Origin of the sequence: Azotobacter vinelandii CA, assembly GCF_000380335.1 — a bacterium.
In the GTDB taxonomy this organism is placed as follows: Bacteria; Pseudomonadota; Gammaproteobacteria; order Pseudomonadales; family Pseudomonadaceae; genus Azotobacter; species Azotobacter vinelandii.
The window spans coordinates 4340257-4353314 of record NC_021149.1; the positions used below are offsets into that span (position 1 = coordinate 4340257).

Annotated in this window: 12 protein-coding genes; 8 read left to right on the forward strand and 4 right to left on the reverse strand. The window is 65.8% G+C overall.

The window, feature by feature from the left end; genetic code table 11:
* Positions 1 to 35 precede the first annotated feature (35 nt).
* Positions 36 to 1709: a DNA repair protein RecN gene (gene recN, locus AVCA_RS19580; protein ID WP_012702789.1), complete on the forward strand. Its 1674-nt coding sequence runs from the start codon at positions 36 to 38 to the stop codon at positions 1707 to 1709.
* A 70-nt stretch (positions 1710 to 1779) separates the two neighbouring features.
* Here recN and fur read toward each other — a convergent pair whose 3' ends face one another.
* Positions 1780 to 2184 carry a ferric iron uptake transcriptional regulator gene (fur, locus tag AVCA_RS19585; protein WP_012702790.1) on the reverse strand — a complete coding sequence of 135 codons (405 nt, stop codon included), beginning with the start codon at positions 2182 to 2184 and terminating at the stop codon, positions 1780 to 1782.
* A 92-nt stretch (positions 2185 to 2276) separates the two neighbouring features.
* Here fur and AVCA_RS19590 point away from each other — a divergent pair, with 92 nt between their 5' ends.
* The gene (locus AVCA_RS19590; RefSeq protein ID WP_012702791.1) at positions 2277 to 2792 is read left to right on the forward strand and encodes an outer membrane protein assembly factor BamE; all 516 of its coding nucleotides are present in this window, start codon (positions 2277 to 2279) and stop codon (positions 2790 to 2792) included.
* Between the two features lie 23 nt (positions 2793 to 2815).
* On the opposite strand, the gene AVCA_RS19595 is transcribed toward AVCA_RS19590, so the two are convergent.
* Both AVCA_RS19595 and AVCA_RS19600 read right to left on the reverse strand, forming a co-directional pair.
* On the reverse strand, positions 2816 to 3139 hold the full coding sequence (locus AVCA_RS19595) for an RnfH family protein (protein ID WP_012702792.1): 324 nt from the start codon (positions 3137 to 3139) through the stop codon (positions 2816 to 2818).
* The gene (locus AVCA_RS19600; RefSeq protein WP_012702793.1) at positions 3132 to 3566 is read right to left on the reverse strand and encodes a type II toxin-antitoxin system RatA family toxin; all 435 of its coding nucleotides are present in this window, start codon (positions 3564 to 3566) and stop codon (positions 3132 to 3134) included. Before AVCA_RS19600 ends, AVCA_RS19595 begins: the two co-directional genes overlap by 8 nt.
* Positions 3567 to 3797: 231 nt before the next feature.
* Between AVCA_RS19600 and smpB the strand changes: the two genes are divergently transcribed.
* On the forward strand, positions 3798 to 4280 hold the full coding sequence (gene smpB / locus AVCA_RS19605) for an SsrA-binding protein SmpB (RefSeq protein WP_012702794.1): 483 nt from the start codon (positions 3798 to 3800) through the stop codon (positions 4278 to 4280).
* 32 nt (positions 4281 to 4312) lie between these two features.
* Here smpB and AVCA_RS19610 read toward each other — a convergent pair whose 3' ends face one another.
* The gene (locus AVCA_RS19610) at positions 4313 to 5089 is read right to left on the reverse strand and encodes an FCD domain-containing protein (protein ID WP_012702795.1); all 777 of its coding nucleotides are present in this window, start codon (positions 5087 to 5089) and stop codon (positions 4313 to 4315) included.
* A 354-nt stretch (positions 5090 to 5443) separates the two neighbouring features.
* Here AVCA_RS19610 and AVCA_RS19615 point away from each other — a divergent pair, with 354 nt between their 5' ends.
* From AVCA_RS19615 to AVCA_RS19635, 5 genes are all read left to right on the forward strand, one after another.
* Entirely contained in the window at positions 5444 to 7132 is a 1689-nt protein-coding gene (locus tag AVCA_RS19615) for a lactate permease LctP family transporter (protein ID WP_012702796.1), read from the forward strand.
* 147 nt (positions 7133 to 7279) lie between these two features.
* Complete coding sequence (locus tag AVCA_RS19620; protein WP_012702797.1) at positions 7280 to 8104, forward strand: (Fe-S)-binding protein; 825 nt, start codon at positions 7280 to 7282, stop codon at positions 8102 to 8104.
* Entirely contained in the window at positions 8101 to 9549 is a 1449-nt protein-coding gene (locus AVCA_RS19625) for a LutB/LldF family L-lactate oxidation iron-sulfur protein (RefSeq protein WP_012702798.1), read from the forward strand. The genes AVCA_RS19620 and AVCA_RS19625 overlap by 4 nt, the downstream gene beginning before the upstream one ends.
* Positions 9549 to 10220, forward strand: coding sequence for a LutC/YkgG family protein (locus tag AVCA_RS19630; protein WP_012702799.1), 672 nt, complete (start codon positions 9549 to 9551; stop codon positions 10218 to 10220). Before AVCA_RS19625 ends, AVCA_RS19630 begins: the two co-directional genes overlap by 1 nt.
* On the forward strand, positions 10217 to 13033 hold the full coding sequence (locus AVCA_RS19635; protein WP_012702800.1) for an FAD-binding and (Fe-S)-binding domain-containing protein: 2817 nt from the start codon (positions 10217 to 10219) through the stop codon (positions 13031 to 13033). Before AVCA_RS19630 ends, AVCA_RS19635 begins: the two co-directional genes overlap by 4 nt.
* Positions 13034 to 13058: the final 25 nt, after the last annotated feature.

A 13058-nucleotide genomic window follows, 5' to 3' on the forward strand; every position in this document is an offset into this window, starting at 1 on the left:
ATATATACACAGAAACCCATCCTGGGAGCCTCGCCATGCTGGTGCACCTGTCGATCCACAACTATGCCATCGTCGAACATCTCGACCTCGAGCTGGACGCCGGCATGACCGTCATCACCGGCGAAACCGGCGCCGGCAAGTCGATCATGCTCGATGCCCTCGGCCTGGCCCTCGGCGACCGGACCGACAGCGGCGCCGTGCGGCCGGGAGCGGACAGGGCGGACATCCTCGCCAGCTTCGATCTGACGGAGATTCCCGAAGCTCGGGCCTGGCTCGCCGAGCGCGACCTGGAACGCGAAGGTCCGTGCATCCTGCGCCGGGTGATCACTGCCGAAGGCCGCTCGCGCGCCTACATCAACGGCTCCCCATGCCCGCAGGGCGATCTCAGGGCGCTCGGCGAACTGCTGATCGACGTCCACAGCCAGCACGAACACCAGTCCCTGCTGAAGAACGACACCCAGCGCCGCCTGCTCGACGAGTACGCGGGCGCCAGCGATCTCGCCCGCCAGGTACGACTGGCCGCACAGCGCTGGCGACAGACCCGCCAGGAGCTGGAAAGGCTGAGCAATGCCGGCGACGAGCAGCGTGCCCGCCAGCAACTGCTCAGCTACCAACTGGAGGAACTGGAGAATCTCGCCCTTGGCGACCATGAACTGGAGGAGCTGGAGCAGGAACACAAGGCGCTGGCCAACGCAGAGCATCTGCTCGGCAGTTGCCGTCAGGTCATCGACCTGTGCAGCGAGAACGACGCCGGCAACGTGCTCTCCGCCCTGACCGCCAGCCTGCAACGCCTGGCCAGCCTACAGGCGCAGCCCGGCCCGCTCGGCGAGGCGATCGATCTGCTGGCCAGCGCGCAGATCCAGGTCGAGGAAGCCGTCGGCGAACTGAACCGTTTTCTCGATCACTTCGATACCGACCCGCAGCGCCAGCAGAGCATCGAAGAACGGCTCGACGCCATCTACAGCCTGGCGCGCAAGCACCGTGCCCAGCCACACGACCTGATCCCCCTGCAGCAGAGACTGCGAGACGAACTCACCGGATTGAACGCGGACGACGAAACCCTCGAGCGGCTCGGCCAGGAACTGGCGGCCTACGAGCGGCATTACCAGGAAAAGGCCGTGGAACTCGGCGGCTTCCGGCGACAGGCGGCCGCACATCTGGGCACGGCGGTCGAGCAGCAAATGCAGCGGCTCGGCATGCCCGGCGGCCGCTTCGCCATCGAACTGCAGCCATGCGGCTCGAGCGAGCCGCATCCCCAGGGGCTCGAACAGGCCGAATTCCTGGTCAGCGCCAACCCCGGCCAGCCATTGAAACCCCTGGCCAGGGTCGCTTCGGGTGGCGAACTGTCGCGCATCAGCCTGGCGATCCAGGTGATTACCGCCCAGACGTCACGCACGCCGACCCTGGTGTTCGACGAGGTCGACGTCGGCATCGGCGGGCCGACCGCCGAGGTGGTCGGCCAACTCCTGCGCCAGCTCGGCGAACTCGGTCAGGTGCTGACCGTCACCCACCTGCCCCAGGTGGCCGCCCAGGGCCATCGCCACCTTTTCGTGCACAAGATGCGCGGAGCCGGGGAAACCCGCACGGCGGTCGCCCCGCTGGAGGGCGATCCGCGTATCGAAGAACTGGCCCGCATGCTGGGCGGGCTCGAACTGACCGAGGAATCACTGGCCCACGCGCGCCGCATGATCGGCAGCGCCCGAGTCTGAACGATACGAGCGGCCGATCATAAGGCGGCCTACCGGCCGCCTTTCCGCTCGTGCGACGGACCGGCCGGCCTCAAGACTTCTTGCGCACGTAAAGCACCAGGTTGTGATCGACCAGTTCGAAGCCGTGCCGCTTGACGATTTCCCGCTGCAATTTCTCGATATCCGGATCGTAGAACTCGATCACTTCGCCAGAATCCACACACACCATGTGGTCGTGGTGACCGCTGTCGGCCAACTCGAATACCGCATGTCCGCCATCGAAGTTGTGGCGCACCACCAGCCCAGCCGCCTCGAACTGGGTCAGCACCCGATAGACCGTCGCCAGCCCCACGTCTTCCCCGGCCTCCATCAACGCCTTGTAGACATCCTCCGCGCTCATATGGCGATGTCCGGCAGAGTCGAGCATCTGCAGGATCTTGACGCGCGGCAGGGTAACTTTCAGACCGGCTTTACGCAGTTCGTTATTTTCAACCATGGTCGGCTTTCTTGCTGCTGCTTCGCAGCCTCCTTCAATGCGGGTATTATCAGGGATTCGTCGCCCCAGCAGATAGTGGAACTCTCCCAGTAATGCAAAACACCAAGCTCATGCTGACCAGTCTACCCCTCGTGGGCCTGCTCGCGCTTGCCGGCTGCACGATTCCCGGGGTGTACAAAATCGACATTCAGCAGGGCAATGTCGTGACGCAGGACATGATAGACCAGTTGCGCCCCGGAATGACCCGCCGGCAAGTCCGGTTTGTCATGGGAAGCCCTCTGATCACCGACACCTTCCATCCGGACCGCTGGGATTACCTGTACAGCATAAAACCCGGGGGCGGCCAGCGTCTGCAGGAGCGAGTCAGTCTGGTATTCGACACCAACGATCTATTGATCGGCCTGGCCGGCGACTTCCTCCCCGGCACCACACGCGAAGAGGAAATCATGGGCGGCAGCGGCGGCACCGTCATCAGGAAGGCACCGACCGAAGAAGCCGAAGAACCGATCAAACCCGGCTCCCTGCTCGAAGAGATCCAGCGCGAAGTGGACGAGGCGGAAAGCGAACCCGTACCGACACCGGAACCCCTGGACCCCAGCCCGCAATAAGCCCGCCGCCAGGCCGAAGCCCGCTAATCCGCCGGCCTTCCGCCCGCCCTGGCCCCGGCGGCCCTGGCTGCTCGCAGTTTGCGAATCTCCTTCGGATCGGCGATCAACGGACGATAGATCTCCACCCGCTCGCCCTCCTCCAGCACGCGCTCTTCCGCTCCGGGCACTACCTTGCCGAAAACGCCCAGGGGACTGTTCGCCAGATCCAGACCGGGAAAGTCCCGGTCGAGCCCCGAGCGCAACGCCGCCTCGCGTACCGTGGTGCCGCATGGCACGCTCAGACTGACGAGCTTCTGTCGATCAGCCAGGGCATACACCACCTCCACGGCGATGTTCCGTTTATCCATACAGTTGCTTGGCCCGTTCGCAAAAGGCATCCACCAGGGTATTGGCCGCCTGGTTGAACAGCGGCCCGAGAGTCGCCTTGATCAGCGGCCCGGAGTAGTCGAAAGTCAGGTCGAGACTGATCTTGCAGGCTTTCTCGCCGAGCGCCTTGAACTCCCAGAGACCATGCAGGTGGGCAAAGGGCCCCTCCTCCAGGTTCATCTCGATGCTTCGCCCCGGCTGCAGGGTGTTCCGGGTGAGAAAGCGCTGACTCAATCCGCCCTTGGCCACCTCCAGCCGGGCACGCATATGCGTCTCGCCGACCTCCAGCACTTCGGCAGCGCTGCACCAGGGGAGAAAATCCGGGTAGCGCGCCACGTCGTTGACCAGGTCGTAAAGGGCACGCGCCGGAAAGGGCAGCAGTGCCGAGCGGTGTATACGCGTCGCCATTCAATAGCTCTCGGTTACTTCGTCGATTCGCGGGCAAACAGGGCGGCACGCCTGACGCCCGCAGCTCCGCGAAGGGATGCCATGGCCCATGCGAAGGACGCAGCCGGCGGAACTCCGGTGCACCCTGGCCGCCGCTGCATGCAGAAGCGATCGGGCATTGTCCGAAATTAACCGCCCCCCCTCAAGCTCGGTGTCGCCAGCCCGCCTGCAACTGCCTATAATGCGCGCCCTATGGCTAAGCAAAAGAAACACCCTCAGGGCAACATCGCGCAAAACAAGAAGGCGCTGCACGATTATTTCATCGAACAGAAGTTCGAGGCCGGCCTGGCCCTGTCCGGCTGGGAAGTGAAGAGCCTGCGCGCCGGCAAGGCACAACTGGTCGACAGCTACGTGCTGCTCAAGGATGGCGAGGCCTGGCTGATGGGCAGCCATATCACGCCCCTGAAGACGGCCAGCACCCATGTGATCGCCGACCCCACCCGTACCCGCAAGCTGCTGCTGCACAAGCGCGAGCTCGGCAGGCTGTTCGGCTCCGTCCAGCAGAAAGGCTACGCCTGCGTCGCCCTCTCGCTGTACTGGAAGAAACATCTGATCAAGTGCGAGATCGCCCTGGCCAAGGGCAAGAAGGAATACGACAAGCGCGACACCGAGAAGGCCCGGGACTCCGACCGGGAAATCCAGCGCGCCATACGCAGCAAGGGCAAGGAAGACTGACCCTGGGGCAGCGCCATGCATGGCGCGCGCCCTCAGCTTTCGGCCAATCCCTGACGGCGGCGCGCCCGCGCCTCGCGCTGCGCTTCCCGCTGCACCTCGGCCAGCACCTCCTGCACATAGTGGATATGCCGGCTGGACACTTCCCGCGCCTCCTCGGCCCGCCCTCCGACGATCGCCTCGTACAGTTCGCGGTGCTGCTGCAACAGCATGTCGCGGGTTTCGCCGCGCTGGGCATACATGCCGCCGATATTGGTCACCACATTGCGTCTGAGCAGATCGAACAGCCCCTTGATGGTGTGCAGCAGCACGGCATTGTGGCTGGCCTCGGCGATCGCCAGATGAAAATGCGCATCGGCCAGTCCTTCCTCGGGGCCGCCGCCGGGCACCGGGGAGTCGTAACAACGCTGCAAGCGCTCGAAGGCGGCGCGCAGGCGCTCATGGTCCAGCGGCGTGGCGCGCAGTGCCGCATAGAAGGCACAGGCACCCTCCAGGGTATGCCGGAATTCCAGCAAGTCGCGCTGCGCCTCGGTACTGCTTTCCAGCAACTGCAGCAACGGATCGCTGAAGGTCGAGCCCAACGACTCGGCCACATAGGTGCCCCCGCCCTGCCGGCTGACCAGCAGGCCGCGCGCCGCCAGCTTCTGGATCGCCTCGCGCAGCGAGGGGCGCGACACGCCGAACTGCTCGGCCAGTGCACGCTCTGCCGGCAGACGCTCGCCCGCCTTGAGCGAGCCTTCGAGAATCATCGCCTCCAGGCGCGCAACGATATCGTCCGACAGACGGCGCTGTCGGACCGGACCGAATCCCATTGTCTTCCTCCTCAGTCCACTGCACTACTGGCTTGACCAGTTAGCAACCTACCTATCACCAGCCGCCCCGGCTCTCCCGCGAAGCCTGCCCAGGACGCTCAAGCCCAGTAATAACAAGGCCTGGAAGAGACTGGCGACAAAAGTCGCAAGGGGACAAATTGACACGGTCCCCGCATAAAAACTAATCTTGTCCGGCGACACTGTAAATTGGTATTACCAATTTATCAACTGCGGCGACAAAACCGGCTGCGGCCCTCCACCCAGTCCGGAACACCCGAGCCCGACCGAGGTATGGCCAGGGCGCGTCGCACCGAGTCGTCGATCCCATCCAAGAACAATCAAGGGGGACCCCCTATGCAAGCCTGGCAACAGCTTTACACGCCGCTTGGCAGCCTCGGCCTGTCGGCGCTGGCCGCTCTTATCCCGATCATATTCTTCTTCCTCGCCCTGGCCGTGTTCCGCCTCAAGGGACACGTGGCGGGCAGCATCACCCTGGGGCTCTCGCTCCTGGTCGCCATCCTCGCCTACGACATGCCGGCCGACATGGCCCTGGCCGCCGCCGGCTATGGCTTCGCCTATGGCCTGTGGCCGATCGCCTGGATCATTGTCGCCGCCGTCTTTCTCTACAAACTGACGGTGAAAAGCGGTCAGTTCGAGATCATTCGCAGTTCGGTGCTCTCGATCACCGGCGACCAGCGCCTGCAGGTACTGCTGATCGGCTTCTCCTTCGGCGCTTTCCTCGAGGGAGCGGCAGGCTTCGGTGCGCCGGTGGCGATCACCGCCGCCCTGCTGGTCGGCCTCGGCCTCAACCCGCTGTATGCCGCTGGCCTGTGCCTGATCGCCAACACCGCACCGGTAGCCTTTGGCGCCCTCGGCATTCCGATCATCGTCGCCGGCCAGGTCACCGGCATCGATGCCTTTGACATCGGCGCCATGGCCGGTCGCCAATTGCCCTTCCTGTCGGTCATCGTGCCGTTCTGGCTGGTGGCGATGATGGACGGCTGGCGCGGCATCAAGGAAACCTGGCCGGCCGCACTGGTGGCAGGCGCCAGTTTCGCCATCACTCAGTACTTCACCTCCAACTACATCGGCCCGGAATTGCCCGATATCACTTCGGCACTGGTCAGCCTGGTGTGCCTGACCCTGTTCCTCAAGGCCTGGCAACCCAAGTCTGCCGAAGAAACCGAAGTGGTCGGCATTTCCGCCGGAGGCGCGGCAGTGATGGGACGTTTCGGCGGCAGCCGTCCCACCGAGCCATCCCCCTACACTCTGGGCCAGATCTTCAAGGCCTGGTCGCCGTTCCTGATCCTCACCGGCCTGGTGACCCTCTGGACCTTGAAACCCTTCAAGGCCTTGTTCGTACCGGGCGGAGCGCTGGACAGCCTGGTCCTGCTGCTGCCCATTCCGCACCTGGATCAACTGGTGATCAAGATGACTCCGATCGTCACCGCTCCGGCACCCATGGCAGCGGTGTTCAAGTTCGATCCGATCTCGGCCACCGGCACGGCGATCTTCTTCTCTGCCCTGATTTCCATGGCAGTACTAAAAATTGCTCCGAAAATTGGTCTGACCAGCTTCAAGGAAACGCTGCTGGAGCTGAGATGGCCCATCCTATCCATCGGCATGGTGCTGGGATTCGCCTTCGTCACCAACTACTCCGGCATGTCAGCAACCATGGCGCTGGTACTGGCCGGAACCGGTGCACTGTTCCCGTTCTTCTCGCCGTTCCTGGGCTGGCTGGGTGTGTTCCTCACCGGCTCGGATACCTCGGCCAACGCCCTGTTCAGCTCGCTGCAGGCCACCACTGCGCACCAGATCGGCGTCAATGACACCCTGATGGTGGCGGCCAACACCAGCGGCGGCGTGACCGGCAAGATGATTTCGCCGCAATCGATCGCCGTGGCCTGCGCCGCCACCGGCCTGGTCGGCAAGGAGTCGGACCTGTTCCGTTTCACCCTCAAGCACAGCCTGATCTTCGCCGCCTTCGTCGGCCTGATCACCTTGGCCCAGGCCTACGTGTTCACCGGCATGCTGGTGCACTGAGAAGGCGCCGGCAAAACCCTTCGCCACCTTGCCAGCGGCTCGCTGCTGGGTTTTGCCGGCCAACTTCGGCCTGCTTGAATAAACGGCCGGTGCCGGGACTTCCTCCGCGCCGGCCATTCCAAACCGGGCCTCCCGGAGACATGCCTGATGAGCGAACTCTTCTACAACGCCGCGCCCAACGCCACCCGCGTGGCGCAGCCCCTGCCCGAAGCGCGCCGCTACCCGGCGCAGAAACCGGGCAACGCCTACCTGTTCGGCACCTGCGTGCTCGACCTGTTCTTCCCAGAGGCCGGCCTCGACGCCATCCGCCTGCTCGAACGCGAAGGCATCAAGGTGCACTTCCCGCAGGAACAGAGCTGTTGTGGCCAGCCGGCCTACACCTCGGGCTACACCGACGAGGCGCGAGAGGTCGCCCGCGCCCAGCTCGCGCTGTTCGCCGAGGACTGGCCGCTGGTGGTGCCGTCCGGCTCCTGCGCTGGGATGATTCGCCACCATTACGCCGAGCTGTTCAAGGACGAGCCGGCCACCCTGCGCCAGGTGCAGGCCCTGGCCGCGCGCACCTTCGAACTGGCCGAGTTCCTCCTGCACGTCTGCAAGGTCGAGTTCAAGGACCGCGGCCAGCCGACCCGCATCGCCCTGCACACCTCCTGCTCGGCGCGCCGCGAGATGAATACCCACCTGCACGGCCGCGCCCTGCTCGCCCAACTGGAACGGGTCGAGCGCGTCGAGCACGACCACGAGAGCGAATGCTGCGGCTTCGGCGGCACCTTCAGCGTACGCATGCCGGACATTTCCGGCGCCATGGTCGCCGACAAGACCCACGCCCTGAAGGAATCCGGCGCCGCCGCGGTGGTCAGCGCCGACTGCGGCTGCCTGCTCAATATCAATGGCGCGCTGGAGAAACAGAACGAGACGCTGCGCGGCCAGCACCTGGCCAGCTTCCTCTGGAAACGCACCGGAGGTGCCGAATGAACAGCCAGGCCCGTATCCCGGCGCTGGAACTCTCCAGCCGCGACCTCAAGCACAACGCCCACGACGCCCTCGGCGACACCCAGTTGCGCGGCAACATGCGCAAGGCCATGGACTCGCTGATGGCCAAGCGCCTGGCCGCGATGCCGGACGAGTACGAACGCGAACACCTGCGCGAGATGGGCAACCACGTACGCGCCCGCGCCCTGTCCAAGCTGCCGGAACTGCTCGAGCAACTGGAGACCAACCTGACCCGCAACGGGGTCAAGGTGCACTGGGCGGAAACGGTGGACGAAGCCAACGCCATCGTCCTGCGGATCGCCGAGACCCATGGGGCCAGACAGGTGATCAAGGGCAAGTCGATGGTCAGCGAGGAAATGGAGATGAACCATTTCCTCGAAAGCCACGGCATCGAGGCCCTGGAGTCGGACATGGGCGAGTACATCATCCAGCTCGACCACGAGAAGCCCACCCACATCATCATGCCGGCGATCCACAAGAACGCCCGGCAAGTGGCCAATCTGTTCCACGACAAGCTCGGCGAGCCCTACACCGAGGACGTCGACGCGCTGATCCAGACCGGCCGGCGCGTGCTGCGCCAGAAGTTCTTCGAGGCCGACATCGGCGTCTCCGGGGTCAACTTCGCAGTGGCCGAAACCGGCACCCTGCTTCTGGTGGAAAACGAGGGCAACGGCCGCATGTCCACCACGGTGCCGCCGGTGCACATCGCGGTCACCGGCATCGAGAAGGTGGTCGAGAACCTGCGCGACGTGGTGCCGCTGCTCTCGCTGCTGACCCGCTCGGCGCTCGGCCAGGGCATCACCACCTACGTCAACATGATCTCCGGGCCGCGCAAGGCCAGCGAGTTGGACGGCCCGCAGGAAGTGCATCTGGTGCTGCTGGACAACGGCCGCAGCCAGGCCTTCGCCGACGGCGAGCTGCGCCAGACCCTCAACTGCATCCGCTGCGGCGCCTGCATGAACCACTGCCCGGTGTACACCCGGATCGGCGGCCAGGCCTACGGCACCGTCTATCCCGGGCCGATCGGCAAGATCATCTCGCCGCACCTGATGGGCCTGGAAAACACCCCCGACCACCCCAGCGCTTCCTCGCTGTGCGGCGCCTGCGGCGAGGTCTGTCCGGTGAAAATCCCGATCCCCGCGCTGCTGCGCCGCCTGCGCGAGGAGAACGTGAAGCGCCCCGACGACCCGCACAAGGTCATGCGCGGCCAGGGCAGCAAGTACTCGCCGCGCGAACGCCTGCTGTGGAAGGGCTGGCGACTGCTCAACACCTCGCCCCCGCTCTACCGCGCCTTCGGCTTCTTCGCCACCCGCCTGCGCGGCCTGACGCCCGGCCACCTCGGCCCCTGGACGCAGAACCACAGCGCACCGAAACCGGCCGCCCGCTCGCTGCACGAGCTGGCCCGCGAGCACCTGGAGGGAAAATGATGTCGGCCAAAGCCAATATCCTCGCCAAGTTGAGAAAAAGCCTCGAAGGCACCGCGCCGGTGGCCGACGACTACGACGCGGACCTGGTGACCCGGCCTTGGAGCTACCCGGCCGCCGAACGCATCCCGCGCCTGCGCCAACTGATGGAAGCGGTGCACACCGAAACCCACCTGACCACCACGGCCGACTGGCCGGCGCTGCTGGAAAAGCTGCTGGCCGACAAACAACTGCCCAGCCTGCTGATCGCCCCGGCCACCGCCCACGGTGCGCAGCTCGCCGCGCATTTCGCCGGACGCGAGGGCCTGCCGCGGCTCAAGGCCTACGACCGGCCGATCGAGGAATGGAAGGCCGAGCTGTTCGACGACACCCCGGCCAGCCTGACCGGCAGCCTCGGCGCCATCGCCGCCACCGGCAGCCTGATCCTCTGGCCGACCCGCGAGGAGCCGCGCCTCATGAGCCTGGTGCCACCGGTACACTTCGCTCTGCTCAAGGCCAGCGAGGTCTACGACAACTTCCTCGAGGTGCAGCGGAAACAGCAGTGGGCGGCCGGCATGCCGACCAACGCCCTGCTGGTCTCCGGCCCGTCGAAGACCGCCGATATCGAGCAGGTGCTGGCCTACGGCGCCCACGGGCCCAAGGATCTGGTCGTGTTGATCCTGGAGGATGCATGAACCTGCCCGCTTCCTTTATTAGCGCCGTCGAGCGCCTGATTCCCCGCGAGCGGCGCTTCGACGATCCGCTGTCGACCCTGGCCTTCGGCACCGACGCCAGTTTCTACCGGCTGATTCCCAAGCTGGTCGTGCGCGTCGAGAGCGAAGCCGAAGTGGTCAAGCTGCTGCGCCTGGCCTCTGCCTCCCGCGTGCCGGTGACCTTCCGCGCCGCCGGCACCAGCCTCTCCGGCCAGGCGGTGACCGACTCGGTGCTGATCGTCCTCGGCGAGCACTGGAACGGCCGCGACATCCGCAACGGCGGTGCGCAGATCCGCCTGCAGCCCGGCGTCATCGGCGCCCATGCCAACGCCGTGCTGGCCCCGCTGGGACGCAAGATCGGCCCGGACCCGGCCTCGATCAACGCGGCCAAGATCGGCGGCATCGTCGCCAACAACTCCAGCGGCATGTGCTGCGGCACCGCGCAGAACAGCTACCACACCCTCGCCGCTCTGCGCCTGGTGCTGGCCGACGGCAGCGTGCTGGACACCGAGGACCCGCTCAGCGTGGCCCGCTTCCAGGCCAGCCATGGCGAACTGCTCGAACGGCTCGCCGAACTGGGCCGGCAGACCCGCGCCGACGAAGCGCTGGCGGCGAAGATCCGTCACAAGTACCGCCTGAAGAACACCACCGGCCTGTCGCTCAACGCGCTGGTCGACTACGACCAGCCGCTGGACATCCTCACCCACCTGATGGTCGGCTCCGAAGGCACCCTGGGCTTCATCAGCGCGGTGACCTACCACACCGTGCCCGAACACCCGCACAAGGCCAGCGCACTGATCGTCTTCCCCGACGTGGAGACCTGCTGCAACGCCGTGCCGGTGCTCAAGCAGCAGCCGGTCTCGGCGGTGGAACTCCTGGACCGGCGCAGCCTGCGCTCGGTGGAGAACATGAAAGGCATGCCGGACTGGGTGAAGAGCCTGTCCGCCACCGCCTGCGCCCTGCTGATCGAGACCCGCGCCTCCGGCCCCTCGCTGCTGGCCGAGCAGATCGAGCGGATCATGGCCTCCATCGCCGACTTCCCGGTGGAGAAACAGGTCGACTTCAGCAGCGACCCGGCCGTCTACAACCAGTTGTGGAAGATCCGCAAGGACACTTTCCCGGCGGTCGGCGCGGTGCGCAGAACCGGCACCACGGTGATCATCGAGGACGTCACCTTCCCCATCGAGCGCCTGGCCGAGGGCGTCAACCGGCTGATCCAGCTCCTGGAGAAGCACCGCTACGACGAGGCGATCCTGTTCGGCCATGCCCTGGAAGGCAACCTGCACTTCGTCTTCACCCAGGGCTTCGACGAGCCGGCCCAGATCGCTCGCTACGAGGCCTTCATGCAGGAGGTGGCGCAACTGGTGGCGGTGGAGTTCGGCGGCTCGCTGAAGGCCGAGCACGGTACCGGACGCAACATGGCGCCCTTCGTCGAGCTGGAATGGGGTCACGATGCCTACCAGTTGATGTGGAAGATCAAGCGCCTGCTCGACCCCAAGGGCATCCTCAACCCCGACGTGGTGCTCTCGGAAGATCCCGAGCTCCACCTGAAGAACCTCAAGCCATTGCCGGCCGCCGACGAGATCGTCGACAAGTGCATCGAGTGCGGCTTCTGCGAGCCGGTCTGCCCGTCCCGCGGCCTGACCCTGACGCCGCGCCAGCGCATCGTCATGTGGCGCGACATCCAGGCCAGGCGGCGCGACAACGCCGGCAGCACTGCTCTGGAAAAAGCCTACCGCTACCAGGGCATCGACACCTGCGCGGCCACCGGCCTGTGCGCCCAGCGCTGTCCGGTGGGGATCAACACCGGCGACCTGGTGCGCAAGCTGCGCGGCCTGGATGCCGGCCATGCCGGAACCGCCGACTGGCTGGCCGAGCACTTCGCCGCCAGCGTGCGCGCCTCGCGCCTGGTGCTGCTCGCCGCCGACAGCGCGCGGCGTCTGCTCGGTGCGCCGCGCCTGGAGAAGCTCAGCGGCGTTCTGTCGCGGATCAGCGGCGGGCATCTGCCGCAGTGGACGCCGGCCATGCCACAGCCAGTGCGGCTGAAGCGGCCCGCCGCAGCGCAGCCCGACGAGCGACCACGGGTGGTCTATCTGGCCGCCTGCGTATCGCGCGCCATGGGCCCGGCCGGCGACGACCGTGAACAGGTACCGCTGCTCGACAAGACCCGCGCCCTGTTGGAAAAGGCCGGTTACCAGGTGGTCTTCCCGAAAGGCCTGGACAAGCTCTGCTGCGGCCAGCCGTTCGCTTCCAAGGGTTATCCCGAACAGGCCGAGCGCAAGCGCCGGGAAACTCTCGACGCCCTGCTCGAAGCCAGTCGCGGCGGTCTCGATCCGATCTATTGCGACACCAGCCCCTGCACCCTGCGGCTGGTCAGGGAGCAGATCGACCCGCGCCTGCAGGTCTTCGATCCGGTGAAGTTCATCCGCACCTTCCTGCTCGAACGGCTGGACTTCGAGCCGCAGGAAACGCCGATCGCCGTGCATGTCACCTGCAGCACCCAGCATCTGGGCGAGGCCGAGGCCTTGATCGACATCGCCCGGCGCTGCGCCCGCGAAGTAGTGGTTCCGGAAGGCATCCACTGCTGTGGCTTCGCCGGCGACAAGGGCTTCACCAGCCCCGAGCTGAACGCCAACGCCCTGCGTACCCTCAAGGAGGCGGTGCAGTATTGCGAGGAAGGCATTTCCACCAGTCGCACCTGCGAGATCGGTCTCAGCCGGCACAGTGGCCTTGACTACCACGGGCTGGTCTACCTGGTCGATCGGGTCAGCCGCGCCAAGGCCCGTCCGGTCTGATCCCACCGGGGCAGGGACGCCCCGC

What these genes read in the sequence shown, in the direction of transcription:
- recN (WP_012702789.1), top strand. Translation starts at nt 36, where the DNA reads ATGCTGGTGCACCTGTCGATCCACAACTATGCCATCGTCGAACATCTC.
- fur (WP_012702790.1), bottom strand. Translation starts at nt 2,184, where the DNA reads ATGGTTGAAAATAACGAACTGCGTAAAGCCGGTCTGAAAGTTACCCTG.
- AVCA_RS19590 (WP_012702791.1), top strand. Translation starts at nt 2,277, where the DNA reads ATGCAAAACACCAAGCTCATGCTGACCAGTCTACCCCTCGTGGGCCTG.
- AVCA_RS19595 (WP_012702792.1), bottom strand. Translation starts at nt 3,139, where the DNA reads ATGGATAAACGGAACATCGCCGTGGAGGTGGTGTATGCCCTGGCTGAT.
- AVCA_RS19600 (WP_012702793.1), bottom strand. Translation starts at nt 3,566, where the DNA reads ATGGCGACGCGTATACACCGCTCGGCACTGCTGCCCTTTCCGGCGCGT.
- smpB (WP_012702794.1), top strand. Translation starts at nt 3,798, where the DNA reads ATGGCTAAGCAAAAGAAACACCCTCAGGGCAACATCGCGCAAAACAAG.
- AVCA_RS19610 (WP_012702795.1), bottom strand. Translation starts at nt 5,089, where the DNA reads ATGGGATTCGGTCCGGTCCGACAGCGCCGTCTGTCGGACGATATCGTT.
- AVCA_RS19615 (WP_012702796.1), top strand. Translation starts at nt 5,444, where the DNA reads ATGCAAGCCTGGCAACAGCTTTACACGCCGCTTGGCAGCCTCGGCCTG.
- AVCA_RS19620 (WP_012702797.1), top strand. Translation starts at nt 7,280, where the DNA reads ATGAGCGAACTCTTCTACAACGCCGCGCCCAACGCCACCCGCGTGGCG.
- AVCA_RS19625 (WP_012702798.1), top strand. Translation starts at nt 8,101, where the DNA reads ATGAACAGCCAGGCCCGTATCCCGGCGCTGGAACTCTCCAGCCGCGAC.
- AVCA_RS19630 (WP_012702799.1), top strand. Translation starts at nt 9,549, where the DNA reads ATGTCGGCCAAAGCCAATATCCTCGCCAAGTTGAGAAAAAGCCTCGAA.
- AVCA_RS19635 (WP_012702800.1), top strand. Translation starts at nt 10,217, where the DNA reads ATGAACCTGCCCGCTTCCTTTATTAGCGCCGTCGAGCGCCTGATTCCC.